We start from the raw sequence: 16761 nt of genomic DNA, 5'->3' as shown, positions 1-16761 counted from the left end.
CCTATTACCCTCTAGCACCGCTTTCCAGGCCGTCCCCTGCTGGACAGTTGCCGCCATGAGGCATTGGCACCGGCATGCCGAAGATTTTCCCCGGATTCATCACATTGTCTGGATCCAGCGCGGTTTTGATCTGGACCATGGCTTCGACATTTTCCTCAGGAATATAGCGAGAAAAGGCTTCGGTGTGCAGCACGCCAATTCCATGCTCCGATGCAAAATGTCCTCCAAGCGAATCCGCGATCTCAAAAACAATGCTGTTGACTTCAAGAGCCGCTTTTCGAAACTCGGCGGTCGAGCCAAAAGCCGACTTCTCGAACAGCACACCGAGATGGATATTGCCGTCACCCGCATGGCCAGCCGCAATGAAGTGGGAATCAGGATAGGCGGCATGCAGCTTGCGTCCCACTTCGGCGGCAAACTCCGGCAAGCGCGAGACAGGCACCGAAGCGTCGTGTCCGACCGTCCAGCCAAACGCCTTATTGGCATCCAGCACAGCTTCACGATGCTGCCAGAAAAGCTCTCGCTGAGCGAGATTGGCCGCGACAATAGCATCGGACGCAAGCCCCTGCTCCAGAACCGCCTCAAGGGTCGCTTCCACTTCTTCCGTGAGTTGTGAGCATGGGGAGGCATCTCGGAACTCGACCAGCACTGCCCACTCATAGGGGCTGGCAATCGGATCCTTCAGTTTTTCACTGAACTTGGCAAGAACCTGTCTTTGAAACGCCGAAATCACTTCGAATGCGGTCAGTTGCACGGACAAGCGCTCGCGCACAGTACCCAGAATCTGCACAGCATCGTCCAGTGACGCACACGCAAGCCAGGCAGTGACCGTCTGCGTAGCGGCGTACTGGAGCTTCAAGACGGCCTTGGTCACGATGCCGAGCGTTCCCTCCGATCCGATCATGAGCTGCCCCAGATCATAGCCCACGCATTTCTTATAAAGAGGACGAAGGTTGCTGATCACGGTGCCATTGCCCAGCACCGCTTCCACACCCAGGACATTCTCGCGCATCATGCCATAGCGCAGAACGTTGTTGCCACCCGAGTTCATCGCAACGTTCCCTCCGATCTGACAGCTATCTTCGCTGCCAAAACTGACAGGAAACCATCGCCCTCTTTCAGCGAGATAACGATTCAGGTCACCAAGCACCACACCGGCCTCGACCGTAACCGAGTTGTTCCCAAGGTCCAGATCCACAATACGGTTCATCCTGGACATGTTCACAATGATCGAATCACCGACATTATCCGGCACGGCTCCTCCATTGGTCGATGTATTGCCGCCCTGCGGAATAATCTTGATGGAGTGAGCCCGACAGATCGAAACCAGGCGTTGCACGTCTTCGACACTGCCGGGAAAGATGATCGCCTGGGCGCTCCCGACGTTATAGCCTTTGTAATCCCTGCAAAACGGCGCAACATCCGCTTGATCAACGATCACTTGCGTTGGTGAAAAATCATTCAAAAGAAGCTCAACGATATTGCTCATGCCTTTCCTGCCTTCCAATCAATTCCGTGCCGGTTGGGTCGCAATACGGCCATTGCATCAATAGCCGTACAGGACTCAGCCCATACCGATAATGGCCTCTATCTCGATTTTTGCGCCTTTGGGCAATGCAGCGACCTGGAACGTCGATCGCGCAGGAAAGGGTTCCTGAAAGAATTTGGCATAGCGCTCGTTGACAGCCTGAAAGCTGCCAAGATCGGTCAGGAAAATTGTTGTCTTTACGGTTTTTCCAGTATCTGTCCCGGCCGCAACAGCGATCGCTCGTATGTTCGCCAGAACCTGATCCGTCTGCTCAGCAATGTCGGATGACACAAGGTTTCCAGATTGTGGGTCAATGGGCAACTGCCCCGACACGAACAGGAAGCCGCCGCATAGGATGGCCTGTGAATAGGGCCCGATGGCGCCTGGCGCCGATGTGCTGACGATTGCTTTCATCTTGTTTTCCTGCATTGAAGATCAGTTGTCTGGATTCACCACGCTAGTGCGCGAATTGTGTTGCCAAGCCTGGAGAGCCTGCGCGATGCGCCGCAGGCCGCTCTCAAGGACGACTCGCTGCGTAGCCAGGTTCAGTCTCACGTGTCCGCTTCCACCTTCACCCATCGTGTAGCCGTGCGTCAAGATCACTCGAGCCTCCTGTTCCATCAAGGACTGAAGCTGTTCAGGAGATATCTTGTAGTTGGAAAAGTCCAGCCATGCCAGATAGGTCGCTTCAGGCGAATTGACGGTCACAAGAGGCATGGATGCACTGACGAACTCCTTAAGGTAGACGAGGTTTTCCGCGACGTATTTCATCAGCTCGCTGGACCAATCATCGCAATCCCGAAGGGCTACCTCACTCGCCACCTGCCCAAAGACGGATCCGCCATACTGCAGATCACCCTTTTTCAGGGCTCGTTCAAACGCTGCCCTGAAAGCCGGGTTTTCGGTAATTACGATCGAATGCTTCAAGCCCGTAAGATTGAAAGACTTGCTTGCGGAGAACAAAGTGATGGAATTCCTGGAGGCCTCCGGGGAAACCGAGCCGAAGGGCACAAACGTCTTCCCGGGGAATATCAGCCCGCAATACACTTCGTCCGACACCACAATGACACCTCGTTCGGAACATATTTCACTGACTTGACGAAGCTCGTCATGTGTCCAGGACCGACCGACAGGATTATGCGGATTGCAGAGCAGAAGCATTTTCGTCTTGTCGGTGATCGCACGACGCAATGCAGTGAAATCCATTTGATACTGGCCACTCACCTGAACAAGCGGCACTGTGACCGGCACTCGGCCTGCATATTCAACGACCTCCCTGAAAACCTTGTGCACAGGAGTCTGATAGATGACCTCATCACCCGGAACCGTCAGTTGGTCAATCAGCGCGCCCATCGAGGCGTAGACTCCGACGTCGAAGCGGATCCACTCTGGTGCTATACGCCAGCCGAACCGGCGAGAGTAGAACCCGACGATAGCGTCATAATAGGACGCAGATTTATGCGGGTAACCCAGATGACCGGATGCGACCACGCCTTGCAATGCCGCCAGCACTTTGGGCGGAGAGCGAAAGTCCATGTCCGCCGTTCCAAAGGACAAAATACCGTCATCGCCGAGCCTTTCCCGTTCGAACTCCCATTTGACTGTATTGAGCCTGCTGCGATCCAGCGGCTCGTCAAAGCCAAATGCCTTTTTCTCAATGTCGACACCCATTACCATGCCTCCTATCGCACGGTTAGTTAGTTCGCTGCATGCTGCAGCTCGGACATGGCAGCGTTTATTGCACCCTCACCAAGCCTCAAGCCATGAGAGCGCATCGCCATTTCCAGGCCTGCCAAGGCGCCAATGGCCTGCGCCGCGCTGAGTCGCCCCATATGGCCAATGCGGAACTGTTTGTCATGGAGTTCACCAAGTCCTGCACCCACCTGAACCTTATATTCCTGCAGCGCAATTGAGCGTATCGCTTCGGCGCCTTTTCCACTTTTCATCCGCACTGCGGTGACTGAGGGGGAGGCAATGGACTCTTCGACGAACAGCTCGACTTCCCCTTCGTTTCCCCACCGAGCCACGGCTGCTCGCACGGCGCGAGCCGTTCTTTCATGCCGCATGAGCACTGAGTCCAGCCCCTCTTCGAAGAGCATGGCAAGAGACTCATGCAGACCATAGAACATCTGCACAGGCGCAGTCCCAGGAGGATTGACCTGGATACGCCCTCCCATGAGCGCCTTCCCCCAATCCCAGAAGGCGCGCGGCAACGTGGCTTTTTCTGATGCCGCCAAGGCTTTTTCGCTAAGCCCCGTAAAGCACAGGCCAGTTGCCATCATCAACCCTTTCTGAGAGGCTCCGGCCGCCACATCGACTTGCCAGTCGTCCATTCTGAAATCTGCGCAAGCCAGCGACGAGATGACATCCACCAGCAACAGAGCGGGATGCCCGGCGGCGTTAAGCACCTCTCGAACACGGGCGCAGTCCGCCATCGCTCCGGTCGCCGTCTCGCATTGGGTCACCAAGACGCCGGCAAAACGGCGCGGCCCGGTATCGCCATCGATCAGCCGAAACAATTCGTCGTAGTTGATCCCCTCCGAGCCATTCCCCTGCAGAATTTGCACGTCCAACCCGAAACGGCGCGCGTAATCCGCCCACCCCCGGCTGAAGAAACCCATGTCCAGCACCAGAATCCGGTCACCTGGCGAAAACACATTCACAAGCGCCGCTTCCCAGGCGCCGTGCCCCGTCGTGGGATAAATGACCACCGGCCCGCTACTGCGAAGCACCTTGGCGATGCCGTTCTGGCAATCCAGGAAAATTTCGCGAAAAGCATCGCTCCTGTAATCCATGATCGGCCGCCGCATTGCATCCAGAACCCGGGATGGAATATTCGTGGGTCCGGGATTTTGGAACAACAAGTCTTCATAGCTCATCGCATTCAACTTCAGATAATTTTTGCCTGCCAGTAGTGGTTTGCGCAGCAGTGATCACATGGCAAGCTGGGTTGTTGAGTTCCCGCCAAGCAATTGCACCTGTCAACGGCGGGCGGCATTCCGGGTTTTCATTTCAAGACGGTACTGTCGCCCTCCTATCCGTGCAAGCCCTGTTTCTGGAGTGAAACCGCTTCCGACCCAACCCACTTTCAGAACAAAGGTGGCGACACCTCACGAACGGCAACATTACGTCTTGATGCAGATTCCGCTATGCATTTTGTCGCATCCTCCCCGTCGGCTGCCTAGCGTTTTCCAAACTACCCCATCAATAAAAGCGATCCAGCCCTTCTGGAATCCATTGTCTAATTTGCACCAAACTGCCCGCTGTTCACAGACACATGATCCCGATACGAGCAGAGCCACGGCTTCAGATGCCAAGGAATCAGCAACTCCAAGGCCTTCCTTTCTTCACCTACTCCCATTTTTGTCTTTATGTCTCTCGATCAAATTGTCATTGACACATTAGTTGTCGGCGCTGGCCAGGCTGGCATCGCCATGAGTGAACATCTTACCCAACAGGGTGTGCCTCACATTGTTCTTGAGCGGGACCGCATTGCCGAACGGTGGCGCAGCGGACGCTGGGACTCCCTGGTCGCCAACGGCCCAGCCTGGCATGACCGCTTCCCAAACCTGGAATTTAACGGTCTGGACCCCAACACCTTTGCCTGCAAAGACCGCGTCGCCGACTACTTCGAGGACTACGCGAAGACATTCGAAGCGCCGATCCATGTCGGGGTCGAGGTCCTGAGCGTAGAGCGCAACCAAGGCAAACCAGGCTTTGCTGTCCAGACCTCCAATGGCCTTGTACAGGCGGAGCGAGTGGTGGTCGCCACAGGAGCGTTCCAGCGCCCCGTGGTACCGCCCATTGTGCCGCAGGACGCCAGAGTCACACAGATACATTCGGCGGATTACCGCAACCCGCAGCAATTGCCTCCTGGTGGCGTGCTGGTTATAGGGGCTGGCTCCTCAGGCGTGCAAATTGCAGACGAACTGCAACGTGCCGGCCGCCAGGTTCACCTTTCGGTGGGTCCGCACGAGCGCCCACCGCGCAGTTACCGTGATCGGGATTTCTGCTGGTGGCTCGGTGTGCTGGGCGAGTGGGACAAGGCTGCGCCTCCACTCGGCCGTGAGCATGTCACCATCGCAGTCAGTGGCGCTCATGGCGGTGAAACGATCGACTTCCGCCGGCTCGCGCATCAAGGCATCGTGCTGGTTGGTCTCACAAAGTCGTTCGACAACGGGCGTGTGCATTTCCACAAAGACCTCGCCACCAACGTCGAGCGCGGCGACGACTCTTATCTGGCCCTGCTGGACGCTGCCGACGCATACGTGGCGCGCACTGGCGTAGATCTCCCCGAGGAACCGTCTGCCCGGGAGATGCTACCCGACCCAGAGTGCATCGTACGGCCCATACTGTCCTTGGACCTAGCGGAAAGCGGCATTTCCACGATCATCTGGGCCACAGGCTATGCCACTGATTACGGCTGGCTGCACGTCGACACCTTTGACGACAAGGGAAAACCTCAGCACCAGCGAGGAGTCTCGTCCGAGCCCGGCATCTACTTTCTTGGCTTGCCATGGCTGTCGCGGCGCGGCTCATCATTCATCTGGGGAGTTTGGCACGATGCCAAGTACATCGCCGACCACATCGCCACCCAGCGCAAATACCTTGCCTATCGGAAAACTGTCCAAGGACAATGACCCCGTCTTCTATATTCCTCCACCGCAGGAGTTTTCGATGCCGACGCATACCCGCATCCGCATGTTCAACACCAAGTCAACCTACCCGAACCAGAGTCTGGATAATGATCTGTGCCAGGCTGTTCGCGCAGGAAATACCGTATACGTGCGCGGTCAGGTCGGCACGGACTTCGAAGGACAGCTCGTTGGTCTGGGAGACCCTGCAGCACAAGCTGAGCAGGCCATGAAGAACGTAAAGCAGCTTCTGGAAGAAGCAGGCAGCGATCTTTCGCATATAGTCAAAACCACCACCTACATCATTGATCCGCGTTACCGGGAACCTGTCTACCAAGTCGTCGGGAAATGGCTGCGTGGCGTGTTTCCGATCTCGACCGGGCTGGTCGTCTCAGCGTTGGGGCAGCCACAATGGTTGATGGAAATAGACGTCATAGCTGTGGTGCCTGACGACTGGGCTGTGTCGAACGCTTAAGGAGGAGACTGTGACATTTTCCATTGTTGGCAGGTGCCACATGACCGGGCAGCTTGGCATCGCCATCAGTTCATCCAGTATTGCCGTGGGCGCGCGTTGCCCGTGGGCGCGCTCTCGCGTGGGAGCGGTCTCGACCCAGAACATCACCTTGCCTTCGCTGGGTCTTCTGGCGCTGGATCTGCTGGAGCAGCAGCAACTCGACCCAGCCACCGCACTGGAACGCGTCTGCGCAAGCGATATATTTCATGAATACCGCCAGGTGACCGTGATCGACAACCGTGGCCGCACCGCCCTGTTTACCGGACGCGAAGCGCTCGGCCAGCATCACGCCGTTGCAGGTGATCAGTGCGTGGCTGCGGGCAATCTCCTTGCAAGTCCGCAGGTCATTCAGGACATGGTGGCGACATTCGAAGCAAGCCCAGGCCCGCTCGCAGACCGCCTGCTGGCTGCCATGATGGCTGCTATGCGGGCCGGCGGCGAGGCAGGCCCTGTGCACTCGGCAGCGCTGAAGATCGCAGGCGACGTGCAGTGGCCCATCGTCGACCTGAGGGTGGACTGGACCGAACACGATCCGGTTCTGGAGCTTGCCGAACTATGGGAGGCTTACCGGCCGCAAATGCAGGACTACCTGACGCGCGCGCTGGACCCCACAGCAGCGCCCAGCTATGGAGTCCCCGGCGATGAGTGACCGATCAAGCCGAGACCTGCTCGCGCAACTCATCCGCTTCCCTACCGTCAGCCGCGACTCCAATCTCGCACTCATCGAATTCGTCCGGGACTATCTGCACGGGTACGGCGTCACGAGCGAACTGTTCTACAACAGCGAGCATACGAAAGCCAGCCTTTTCGCCACTATCGGCCCGACCGACCGCGGCGGAATTGTGCTCTCCGGCCACACCGATGTGGTGCCGGTGGATGGACAGGCCTGGACCGTGGATCCGTTCTGCCTGACGGAAAAGGATGGTCGTCTTTACGGACGAGGCACGGCCGACATGAAAGGCTTCATTGCCTCTGCCATGGCCATTGTCCCCAGCCTGCTGGCCCGGCCCTTGACCGTGCCGGTACATTTGGCCTTCTCCTACGATGAAGAGCTAGGCTGCCTCGGCGTTCGTCCTATGCTGAATGCCCTGGCAGGCCGCCCCAACCGGCCACGTCTGTGCCTGATTGGCGAGCCGTCCGAACTGAAGCCCATACTTGGCCACAAAGGCAAGCTTGCAATGCGATGCCAGATTCATGGCGCAGCCTGTCATTCGGCCTACGCGCCCAATGGCGTCAATGCGATCGAGTATGCGGCGCGCCTCATTGGCCGACTGAATGAGATAGGAGATCGACTTGCGCATCCGACCCGGCACGACGCACGATTCGATCCTCCTTTTTCCACGGTGCAGACCGGCGTAATCCGAGGTGGAAGCGCGCTCAACATCGTACCGGCAGAGTGCGAGTTCGACTTCGAGGTGCGGGCTTTGCCTGACTTCGATGCACAGCTCGTTGCGGACGAACTGCAAACGTTTGCGACCACAGAACTGGAACCGAAGATGCAAGCGGTGAGCACGGATACCAGCATTCGCATGAGCCAGTTGACAGCTTACCCGGCCTTGGCCACCCTCGCCGACGGCGAGGCCGCGCAATGGCTGGCCTGGCTCTGCCGCTCGAACGACTTTGGCACCGTGGCTTTCGGTTCTGAGGGAGGGCTGTTCACCCAGGCAGGCATTCCCGCCGTTATCTGCGGTCCAGGCAGCATGGACCAGGGACACAAGCCAGATGAGTACATCACCGTGGAGCAACTCAGGCGCTGCGATGCCATGCTTGCCAGCCTCGTGAAGTACGCACACGGCGCGACAGATTCTCAGATTGTCTGAACTCAGCTCATCCAGCACCATCTACCGGAACGACATCGACCCTATCTACGAAAATCGTGCCGGCGAGTAAGGCGCTGGATCCAGCAAGGGAGTCGATCCGCTCATCAGTTCAGCGATTAGCCGACCGCTGACTGGCCCCAGTGTAAAACCCTGATGCGCGTGGCCGAAATTGAACCAAAGACCACGATGGCGAGTCGCAGCTCCCATAACCGGAAGCAGATCGACCATGCAGGGGCGTGCACCTCTCCAGGGTTCAGACTCGACCGCTTGGGGCAGTTCAAACAACTCGCGCGCCAGGATTTCCGCGCGCGTCAGTTGCACAGGCGTCGAAGGCGCTTCGAGCCTGGCGAACTCGGCGCCGGTTGTAATGCGCCAGCCTTGCTGCATCGGGGCGATCATATATCCACCGTCTGCATCCACCATGGGCAATTGCGGCCCCGTACCCAGGTAATGACGGTGATAACCGCGAATGGGCAGCAAGGGGAAGCCGTACCCGAATTTTCTCGCAAGTTCAGCCGACCAAGGCCCTAAAGCAATGACGGCAGCCTCTGCATCGACTCTGCCCGCATCCGATGCCACACCCCAACCCATACTCGTGGCATGCAAAGTGTTCGCATCGCCCTGCACAATGTGGCCCCCTTGCCGGAGAAACAACTCCGCATACCGAGACACCAGTTCCCCAGGGTTCTTGATTCGCCAGGGGTCGAGCCAATGGAGCGCGCCTGCGACTTCTCGCTTCAAGGCTGGCTCCAACTGCGCAATGGCATGGCGGTCTTGAATCGAATAGGACACACCATATTCCCGTGCGAGCCGCTGCGCGCGATCAATTGCGCTATCCATTGTCGCCTGGCTCCGGTAAACGAAGCGAAACCCATCCTGGCCCACCAGGTCGCCAGCGCCCGACATACCGATGAGCAGCTCGTGCTCATCCAGACAGCACTCGATCAGTTTGGCATGATGCTTCGAGAGCCTTGCATGGCGCCCAGGCCGCGAGTTCGACCAATAGCGCAAGAGATCTGGCGCCAGTCCGGGCAATGCATCAAAGTGGTAATTGACCCGCGCCCCGATCTTGAAAGCCGCTTCCCGCAGGATCCGAAGATCCTGCGGGAAACCGTAAGGTTCAACAGCCTCGCGCTGGATGATCCCGGAATTCCCATAGGATGTCTCGCTTCCCGGAGCCTTGCGGTCCAACAGCGTGACCGAATACCCTCGAAGCGCCAGATGAATCGCAGTACAAGTTCCGACGATACCGGCGCCGAGAACCAATGCCGTTTTACTCAAGACTACTCTTGACCTTAGGAATTCAAACGAGGACGGGGCGGCGCCTGTTTCCTGGCACCGTGGACTGGAACCAGGGTTGGCTGACCTGCCAGACCCTACTCCACCTCAATCCCGGACTCCTTGACTACGGCAGTCCACTTTGCTATCTCGCTTTCAACAAACTTTGTGTACTCTTCGGAGGACATCCGGCCTTCAGGCGTCATGGCCGTTTCCAGGATGAACTTTCGCACATCCTCTTGCTGGGTCCACGTATTCACGGCCTGGTTGAGGCGAGCCACGATTTCAGGCGGAATACCGGCGCTTCCGCTGAATCCATACCAGGAAGTGGCGATGACGCCCGGATACCCCTGTTCGGCAAAGGTCGGAACATCAGGCAGCTCAGAGAATCGTTTCTCCGAAGCCATCGCGAGAATACGGACGGTGCCAGCGCGAACTTGCCCCATATGGGAAGACAAATTATCACTGATCGCATCCAGATTACTGTTCCCAAGCAAGTCTTGCATGGCAGGCACAGATCCCCGATACGGCACATGCTCCATGCGCAAGCCGAGATGTTGACCCATCATCTCTCCGCTCAGGTGCCCAAGACCTCCAATTCCACCAGATCCATAAAGCACCGCCTTACCGGACTGTTTCCTGTCCTTGACCAAGTCGGCTAGCGTTTTGTAGGGCGAGTCAGCCCTCACGATCAGTGCGATCGGCGCGCTGCTGATGAGCGCGATGTGCGTGAATTGCCCAATAGGATCGTAGCCTAGCGTCTCGCGGGGATAGACAGCCGGTGCGCCACCATGGGCAGCGGAGCTGGTCACCATCAGCGTGTATCCATCGCCTGCCGAACGGGCCACATTCTGTGTGCCGATCCGACCGCCAGCACCGCTCAGGTTCTCGACCACAGCCGTCGCATTGAAGGCAGTTTCAAAATATTTGCCGATCCAGCGAGCCATGGCGTCAATCGAACCACCGGGTGCATAGGCCGCCACGATGCGGATGGGCTTCGACGGCCACGTTTGTGCGTACGTAAACATGGGGGCAGCAGCAAGGCCGACGCCAGTGGCCAAAAATTGTCGGCGATTAGTTTTTATCATGTCTGGTTCTTCCATGAGATGAGCAAGTAAATGCAGTTACAACGCCAAATCCAGCCATAGCAACGCAAGAAAAAGCAGATATCGTCGGCTATCAGATGAACAAGTTCTAGTGATGATGCAAAATAGAACAGCAGTCGTAAACAAGCATTTTTGATACAGGCGCATCGGTTTTTCCGAAGCAGCTCACTTGAAGCACATGAAAGTTCCCGTTTGAGCTAATGCATGCAGCATGGAAAACTATGACGGCAAGGAGGGAAATCGCATCCCGAAACAAGGAAAAACCGTCGACACCCGCTACCGTGCTCAGCAGACCGCAGGCAACATATATTTACATTCGTGAAAGAGAGTCGCCGAGTGCTCTCATGCGGCGCTATCTGCATAAAGTCGCCGTCGAACGTTTTTCGCCAACCCCTCCCCCGCATCCCGCAACGACACCCTCGCGCCGCAGGCCGCCATGTCCACCGTGCGCATGCCCTCGTAGCCGCAGGGATTGATGCCCAGGAAGGGCGCCAGGTCCATGTCGACGTTGAGCGCCATGCCGTGATAGGTGCAGCCGTTGCTGACCTTGATGCCCAGCGCAGCGATCTTGGCAAGATCGCCTTCCGGCTGCGGCACATAGACCCCGGGCGCGCCGGGCTTGCGACATGCGCCCCGCACGCCGAAGTCCGCCAGCGTATCGATGGCGGCATCTTCCAGCGCAGCCACGTACTCGCGCACGAACAGCTTCAGCCGGCGCAGATCGATCAGGCTGTAGGCAACGATCTGCCCCGGCCCGTGATAAGTCACCTGTCCGCCGCGGTCGCAGCGCACGACTGGTATGTCTGCGCTGTTCAGGATGTGCTCGGGCTTGCCCGCCTGTCCCAGGGTATAGACGGGATCGTGCTCCACCAGCCAGATCTGGTCCGGCGTCGCCTCGTTGCGCTGCGCGGTGAATTCGCGCATGGCCTCCCACACCGGCATATAGGGCGCCGGGCACCGCAGCCAGTGCTGCTCGGGCTGAACGGGATCCGACATGCCTACAGTACGATGGAAACCATGGGATGGCCGTGCAGCGCGCGGTACAGGTCGTCCAGCTGCTGGCGCGACGTCGCGCGCACGGTGAATGTCAGCCCGATGTAGTTGCCGCCCTTGCTTGGCCGCATTTCCACCGTCGCGGCATCGAACCCGGGATCGTACTGCAGGACGAGCTCGGTCAGGACCTGCGCGAACTCGGGATGCGACTTGCCCATGACCTTGATGGGAAAATCGCTGGGATACTCGATCAGGGATTCGTCGGGGGAAATCTCTCTCATAGTCTCATCTCCGGACTCATTCCATTTCCATATCGAGCGTGCGCTTTGCGGGCTTCGCCCCTGAGTTCACGCTCGATCTGAAACCGGAATTACAGGGCGGCCAGGACGGCGTCGTAGCGGGCGCGCAGCGCCTGGTAGACCGGCCCGGGCACGCCCTTGCCCACCGGACGCCCTTCGAAACGGGTAATGGGCAGCACTTCCGTCGTGGCGGAAGACAGCAGAAGCTCGTCGGCATGATCCACATCGTTGCGCGTCACGATGCATTCGCGCAGCGTGATGCCCGCCTTTTGCGCCAGCTCTTCCAGCAGGCCGTAGCGTATGCCTTCCAGGATCAGGTGATTGCGGCGCGGCGCCAGCAGTTCGCCGTTGCGCACTACCCAGATGTTGCAGGACGCGCCTTCGGTCAGCGCGTCGCCGCGAAACTGGATGACTTCGTCCACGCCCGAGTCCACCGCATGCTGCTTGGCCAGCACATTGCCCAGCAGCGATACCGACTTGATGTGACAGTTCAGCCAGCGCAGGTCCGGCATGGCGACCGCGCTCAGCCCTTGCTCGCGCGCCTGGGCGGACGGCGGCTTGCGCGGCGACGCCATGCAGAAGATCGTTGGCCGGGCATCGGCCGGGAAGCGATGATCCCGCTTGGCCACACCGCGAGTCACCTGCAGATAGACGATGCAATCCTCCATGCCGGAACGCTGCAGCACCTCCAGGAACAGCGCCTTCCAGTCATCCGCCGTGCGGCCTGTTTCGATGCGGATCTCGGCCAGGCTGCGCTGCAGGCGCGCAATATGCGCATCCATGCGGAACGGCTTGCCGCGATACACGGGCACCACCTCGTAGATGCCGTCGCCGAACACGAAACCGCGATCCAGCACGGATACCTTGGCGTCGCCCAAGCGGACGAATTCGCCATTCAGCCATACCTGGCTATCGACATCGACATCTGCAATCATGATTATTCGAACATCAACCTTATCTTGTCATAGAGACGGCCGAAGAAGCCGGCCTCGGCCACATCGTTCAGAACATACAGCGGCTCGCTGCGAAGCACCTGGCCGTTGAGCGTCAACGCCACCGATCCAACCTGCGCGCCCTTCTGCAGCGGCGCGACCAGCGGCTGGGCGTACATGGCCTCGGGCTTGAGCTGCTGCGCCTGGCCGCGCGGAACCGTCACCCACATGGGCTCCGTGGCGCCCAGGCCCACGGTTTCCGCCTGGCCCTGCCAGACGCGCGCCTGCACGACGGGATGTTCGGCATCGAACAGCGACAGCGTATCGAAATTTTGGAAACTCCAGTTCATCAGGCGCAGGCTGCTTTCGGCGCGGGCCGCATCGTTGCTGGCGCCCACGACGACGGTAATGACGCGGCGGCCATCGCGCACGGCCGTGGCGACCAGGCAATAGCCGGCCGACTGCGTGTGCCCCGTCTTCAGGCCGTCCACGGTGGGATCGAGCCAAAGCAGGCGGTTGCGGTTGTTCTGCTTGATGTTGTTGTAGGTGTACTCTTTCTGGCTGTAGTAATGCGTGTACTGCGGGAAACGCATTACCAGGTTCTTCGCCAGGATGCCCAGGTCGCGCACCGTGGTCAAGTGGTCGGGATCCGGCATGCCGGGGGAATTGACGAAATTCGTTGAAGTCAGCCCCTGGCGCTGCGCCTCCTGGTTCATCAGTGCGACGAAGGCGGACTCGCTGCCTGCCACGGCCTCGGCCAGCGCCACCGTGGCGTCGTTGCCGGACTGCACGATCAGGCCCTGCAGCAGGTCATGGACAGAGACCTGCGTATTGGGCTTGATGAACATGCGCGAGCCTTCCATGCGCCAGGCCTGCTCCGACACATTGACGGTCTGTTCCAGCGTGAGACGCTTGCTTTCCAGCGCCTCGAAGACCAGATAGGCTGCCATCAGCTTGGTCAGCGATGCCGGCTCGATACGCTCGTCGATATTTTCCGCGGCAATGATCTGGCCGCTGTTTGCATCCAGCGACAGCCAGGCCTTGACCGGCAGGCTGGGCGCGGGAACGGCGGACAGCGACCCCACCAGCGCCTGCGGCGCGTTGCCCCGGGCCGCGGCGGCGGGCGGAGCCTCGGGCGCGGCTTGCGCGTGGGCGGACAGCGACGGCAGGGCCAGCGCGCCGGCAATGCAGACGCCGGCGGCAAGACGGGAAAAGGAAATTCGGTTCAGGAACTGTGGCATGGATAATGGCAAAAAACGGTTCGGAACAAGCGCACCATTATAGGCAGAGTCAAATCGCCGCGGTGCGAACGTGCGACAGATCGTCACAATAAATGCCGGGAATCCATACGACCCGGGCGTGCCGGGAAGGTTCCGTCAAGCGGCGGGTCTGCCGCCGCAGACCGGACACTGCATATCCCGCACGATGCCGATCGTGCGCCAGCGCGCATTGAGGGAGTCCAGCATCAGCAGCCTGCCTTTCATGGTCTGCCCGATGCCCGTGATGACCTTCAGCGCCTCTGCCGCCTGCATGCTGCCGACCATGCCGACCAGCGGCGCGAATACGCCGACCGTGGCGCAATTGTCGGGCGCGACGTCTTCGGCTTCGGGAAACAGGCAGTGGTAGCAGGGCGCGGCATCGTCGCGCATATCGAAGACGCTGACCTGCCCGTCGAACCGGATCGCGGCGCCGGACACCAGGGGCTTGCGATGCCGCACGCAGGCGCGGTTGATGGCATGGCGCGTCGTGAAATTGTCGGTGCAGTCGAGCACCACGTCGGCCTTCGCCACCAGCGTATCGAGCGCGGCATCGTCCAGGCGCTCCACGCGGGCGTCAATCTCGATCTCGGGATTCAGGGCATGCAGCGCCTGTTTGCCGGACTCCGCCTTGGGTTGGCCCACGCGCTCGGTCGTATGCAGGATCTGGCGCTGCAGATTGCTGAGATCGACGACATCGTCATCGACCAGCGTCAGCTTTCCCACCCCGGACGACGCCATGAAGAACGCAGCCGGAGACCCCAGTCCTCCGGCACCGACCACCAGGACATGCGCGGTCTGCACGCGTTCCTGGCCCTCGATGCCGAATTCGTTCAGCAGGATGTGCCGCGCATAGCGCAGCAGGCTTGCGTCTTCCACGTTATTTCGCCTTCACGATCCCGTCCGGCGTGATGCGGTAGCGCGTCGTTTCCTGCTCAGGGTTTTTCACTGGACTTTTTTTTTCTGCCTCGGCCCGCTTGGCCTTGTCCGCAGCTTCCTGCGCCAGGCGGGCAGCCTCGGGATCGCGGCGCAGCACGGCACGGCCCTCCAGATGATTGATGGCCTGCTCCAACTGGTAATCGCCCTCGCCTCCGAACTCGAACATGTCGAACTCGGCCGCGATCAGTTCCTCCGGATCGGCGCCCATCAGGCCTTCGTCCTCGGCGCCGTTCATCAGGTGGCGCGTCAGGTCGCCTTCGCGTGGGAGGCGGAACAGATTGCCCTTCGCCGTATCGTCCACCACGATATCGGGCTCTACTCCCGTCACCTGGATGGAACGGCCGTTGGGCGTGTAGTAGCGCGCCGTGGTGATCTTGATGCCCGTGTCTTCGCTGAGTGGCAGTACGCTTTGCACCGAGCCCTTGCCGAACGTGCGGTTGCCGATAATGGTGGCGCGCTTGTGATCCTGCAGGGCGCCGGCCACGATTTCCGAGGACGAAGCCGAGCCCACGTTGACCAGCACCACCATCGGGACGCTGCGCGCCCAGCGCGACACTACCTCGGCCACGGCCTGGGTGGAGGCCACTTCGTTGTGGAGCGGACGCACGGAGCGGGACATGTATTCGCGGTTGGCCGACGGCACGCGCCCCTTGGTGGAGACCACCAGCGTCTTGGGCTCGAGGAACATGGACGATACGCCGATGGCGCCATCGAACAGGCCGCCCGGGTCATTGCGCAGATCGAGGATGAGCGCCTTGGGCTTCTTGCCGCCCGAATTCAGGTCGTACAGGTGCTTGGCCAGATCGGAAACGGTGCGATCCTGGAACTGGGAAATGCGCACGTAGCCGATATCGCCGGACAGCATCTTGCTGCGCACGCTGCGCACCTTGATCATGTCGCGCACGATATGGAACGTAAGCGGCTTGTCCGACGTCTGGCGCCGGATGGTCAATACGATGGGTGTGTTGGGCTCGCCGCGCATCAGCTTGATGGCGCCATTGAGCGTCATGCCCTTGGTAGGCTTGTCGTCGATATGCGTGATGATGTCGCCGGCAAGAATGCCGGCCCTGGCCGCCGGCGTATCCTCGATGGGCGCGATGACCTTGGGCATGTCGTCTTCGGTGCCCAGTTCGATGCCCAGGCCGCCGAAACCGCCCTGCGTCAGGGTTTCCATTTCCTTGAAGGCATCGGCATCCAGGTAGGACGAGTGCGGGTCCAGGTCGCTGAACAGGCCCTTGATGGCGTCGTTGATGAGCTTCTCATCGGTCAGCGGCTCGACGTAGCTGCTCTTGATGGCGGCGAACACATTGGCGAATTGCTGCAGCTCTTTCAAGGGCAGCGGTTCTCCACGCTGCGCAGCCGCCGTTATGCCCAGGCTGAGCAAAATGCCCCCCACCGCGCCCAGCGCCACCAAACCCAAACTGCGAACCCTGCGAGTGCCCATGCACATTCCCGAAATCAA

General features: G+C 59.5%; 16 protein-coding genes. 4 read left to right on the top strand and 12 right to left on the bottom strand.

Annotated elements, in window-relative coordinates; translation table 11 throughout:
- Positions 1–4 precede the first annotated feature (4 nt).
- From EV686_RS01480 to EV686_RS01465, 4 genes are all read right to left on the bottom strand, one after another.
- A complete protein-coding gene (locus tag EV686_RS01480; protein WP_132472748.1) occupies positions 5–1489 on the bottom strand; it encodes an FAD-binding oxidoreductase in 1485 nt (494 codons plus the stop codon).
- A gap of 75 nt (positions 1490–1564) precedes the next feature.
- A complete protein-coding gene (locus EV686_RS01475) occupies positions 1565–1942 on the bottom strand; it encodes a RidA family protein (RefSeq protein WP_132472746.1) in 378 nt (125 codons plus the stop codon).
- A 21-nt stretch (positions 1943–1963) separates the two neighbouring features.
- Positions 1964–3199 (bottom strand): MalY/PatB family protein, encoded by a 1236-nt coding sequence (locus EV686_RS01470; RefSeq protein WP_132472744.1) that lies wholly within the window; start codon positions 3197–3199, stop codon positions 1964–1966.
- A 26-nt stretch (positions 3200–3225) separates the two neighbouring features.
- Entirely contained in the window at positions 3226–4407 is a 1182-nt protein-coding gene (locus EV686_RS01465) for a pyridoxal-phosphate-dependent aminotransferase family protein (RefSeq protein WP_132472742.1), read from the bottom strand.
- Between the two features lie 492 nt (positions 4408–4899).
- Between EV686_RS01465 and EV686_RS01460 the strand changes: the two genes are divergently transcribed.
- Genes EV686_RS01460 through argE form a run of 4 tightly spaced genes read left to right on the top strand, consistent with a single transcriptional unit; the run spans position 4900 to position 8496 of the window.
- Complete coding sequence (locus tag EV686_RS01460; protein ID WP_132472740.1) at positions 4900–6168, top strand: flavin-containing monooxygenase; 1269 nt, start codon at positions 4900–4902, stop codon at positions 6166–6168.
- 37 nt (positions 6169–6205) lie between these two features.
- On the top strand, positions 6206–6637 hold the full coding sequence (locus EV686_RS01455) for a RidA family protein (protein ID WP_132472738.1): 432 nt from the start codon (positions 6206–6208) through the stop codon (positions 6635–6637).
- Positions 6638–6647: 10 nt separating this feature from the next.
- Positions 6648–7325 (top strand): DUF1028 domain-containing protein, encoded by a 678-nt coding sequence (locus EV686_RS01450; RefSeq protein ID WP_132472736.1) that lies wholly within the window; start codon positions 6648–6650, stop codon positions 7323–7325.
- Positions 7318–8496, top strand: coding sequence for an acetylornithine deacetylase (argE, locus tag EV686_RS01445; RefSeq protein WP_132472734.1), 1179 nt, complete (start codon positions 7318–7320; stop codon positions 8494–8496). The genes EV686_RS01450 and argE overlap by 8 nt, the downstream gene beginning before the upstream one ends.
- Before the next feature lie 45 nt (positions 8497–8541).
- Here the strand turns inward: argE and EV686_RS01440 are convergent, their stop codons facing one another.
- The 8 genes from EV686_RS01440 to EV686_RS01405 form a co-directional block, all read right to left on the bottom strand.
- Positions 8542–9777: an NAD(P)/FAD-dependent oxidoreductase gene (locus EV686_RS01440; RefSeq protein ID WP_132472732.1), complete on the bottom strand. Its 1236-nt coding sequence runs from the start codon at positions 9775–9777 to the stop codon at positions 8542–8544.
- 95 nt (positions 9778–9872) lie between these two features.
- Entirely contained in the window at positions 9873–10877 is a 1005-nt protein-coding gene (locus EV686_RS01435) for a Bug family tripartite tricarboxylate transporter substrate binding protein (protein ID WP_132472730.1), read from the bottom strand.
- A 345-nt stretch (positions 10878–11222) separates the two neighbouring features.
- On the bottom strand, positions 11223–11876 hold the full coding sequence (lipB, locus tag EV686_RS01430; RefSeq protein WP_132472728.1) for a lipoyl(octanoyl) transferase LipB: 654 nt from the start codon (positions 11874–11876) through the stop codon (positions 11223–11225).
- A 2-nt stretch (positions 11877–11878) separates the two neighbouring features.
- Complete coding sequence (locus EV686_RS01425) at positions 11879–12154, bottom strand: DUF493 family protein (RefSeq protein WP_132472726.1); 276 nt, start codon at positions 12152–12154, stop codon at positions 11879–11881.
- 89 nt (positions 12155–12243) lie between these two features.
- Positions 12244–13107: a D-amino acid aminotransferase gene (locus EV686_RS01420; protein ID WP_132472724.1), complete on the bottom strand. Its 864-nt coding sequence runs from the start codon at positions 13105–13107 to the stop codon at positions 12244–12246.
- A 2-nt stretch (positions 13108–13109) separates the two neighbouring features.
- Positions 13110–14345, bottom strand: coding sequence for a D-alanyl-D-alanine carboxypeptidase family protein (locus EV686_RS01415; protein WP_132472722.1), 1236 nt, complete (start codon positions 14343–14345; stop codon positions 13110–13112).
- Between the two features lie 135 nt (positions 14346–14480).
- A complete protein-coding gene (locus EV686_RS01410) occupies positions 14481–15239 on the bottom strand; it encodes a HesA/MoeB/ThiF family protein (protein WP_132472720.1) in 759 nt (252 codons plus the stop codon).
- Between the two features lies 1 nt (position 15240).
- A complete protein-coding gene (locus tag EV686_RS01405; RefSeq protein ID WP_132472718.1) occupies positions 15241–16743 on the bottom strand; it encodes a S41 family peptidase in 1503 nt (500 codons plus the stop codon).
- Positions 16744–16761: the final 18 nt, after the last annotated feature.

Source organism: Paracandidimonas soli, assembly GCF_004342005.1.
In the GTDB taxonomy this organism is placed as follows: domain Bacteria; phylum Pseudomonadota; class Gammaproteobacteria; order Burkholderiales; family Burkholderiaceae_B; genus Paracandidimonas; species Paracandidimonas soli.
This window is presented reverse-complemented; position numbering and strand designations above follow the sequence as displayed.